Annotated in this window: 2 protein-coding genes; one reads left to right on the top strand and one right to left on the bottom strand. The window is 51.6% G+C overall.

Annotated features, from left to right (window positions below):
* Window positions 1–398, bottom strand: a 398-nt coding sequence (locus HF921_RS13000) for an AI-2E family transporter (RefSeq protein ID WP_215893981.1), incomplete at its 3' end; no start/stop codon positions are given.
* A gap of 583 nt (window positions 399–981) precedes the next feature.
* Here HF921_RS13000 and HF921_RS12995 point away from each other — a divergent pair.
* Window positions 982–1,319: hypothetical protein (locus tag HF921_RS12995; protein WP_215893980.1), on the top strand; the 338-nt coding region annotated here is incomplete at its 3' end.

Below are 1,319 nucleotides of genomic sequence, written 5' to 3'. Positions count from 1 at the left end.
CGCCCCAGCCACCCCGCCAGTTTCTGGGCATTGGCGGTGGCGTAATGAGTGATGCTTTGGCTGTCGAGGGGGATGCCGATTCGCGCGGAGAGTTGCGGGATGATCTGAGTTTGCAGGAGCGTTACATATTTTTGCAGATATTCGATGAATAGCAAGGACTGGTGACGGATGACGGGGAGCAGGGCCATGATGATCCCGGCCAGGATCAGGATGACGAGGACGAAAACCAGTGTGGTGCCCCAGGTTCGACCGATTCGGTGGCGTTGCAGCCGGGTCACCAGCGGATTGCCGAGATAAGCGAGGATGCCCGCAATCAGAAATGGGCTGAGGATGGGGGAGAGGCGATACGTCAGCCAGCCCAGCAGAATAAGGATGGCCAGCACAAAAAATCGTTGCATCGTTCGCGAGGCCCCCTCATCCCGTATTTAATGATTACGGAGGTCAGGATAACCTAGTCCGGTACGGTTTCGCTATGGGGCTGCGGCGGAGTGCCGGTGACCCGGACAAATAAGGTATATCTATGGTTCCATACGTTAAAAGAGGTAAATGCAGCATCGCCGTCTGTGTGCCGCATTACGCGTGCGGGAGCTGGCAGACTCTGCCTGTCATCGCTTTATAGGTATTCTGTTTATTCTACATGGCACTACAGCCAATTATGTTCAATATGTTGTTTAATGAGTAACTTTTAATATTATATGCCGGTTCGGCCTCTTTGGGCGCGACCATCTGATGAAAAGTCTTGCCGTGCGTTTGTCAGAGGTCCGGCGAAGCAACGGCGGATAGATCGGAGATGATTAGATAGTGAACAAATTTGCTGTGATTTACCATGATGACTAGTTTATGGAGAAACTCTGTTGTACCATTATAGCGGGCAGAGGTGCCAGAATCTGGCAAATTTCTGATATGTTTTCAAAAGTAATTATATGGCGTGGCTAAATTCTCCAGCGATACGTATTCTAGATATGGAGCGTGTGAAAAATTATGGACAATCAATCGCGCATGCGGCGTATCCTATGGAGCGCATTCAGCGCCCGCTTTGACCGGGATAAGTCTCTGGCATTGTTGCTTCGGTGGGAAGCCGCGTACATGGGAGGTGCTCTGCGCACACCGACCACGACCAGCATTGAGTTTGTACGCAAAGAAATCGGGTCGAGCCTCTCAGAGAGCGCGCGCAAGGCCTTGATACAGGAAGTTTTCTCACTATTGATAGTCGATGAAACTTTTCTCGGCCAGGACCCTATTATTCATCTGCAGAGTCTCCGTGAGGCTCGCGCCAGCCAAGAGGCGGCGGCATTCGTATCTCAGCAACCTGATGTACC

The organism is Acidithiobacillus ferriphilus, assembly GCF_018854775.1.
Classification (GTDB): domain Bacteria; phylum Pseudomonadota; class Gammaproteobacteria; order Acidithiobacillales; family Acidithiobacillaceae; genus Acidithiobacillus; species Acidithiobacillus ferriphilus.
This window is presented reverse-complemented; position numbering and strand designations above follow the sequence as displayed.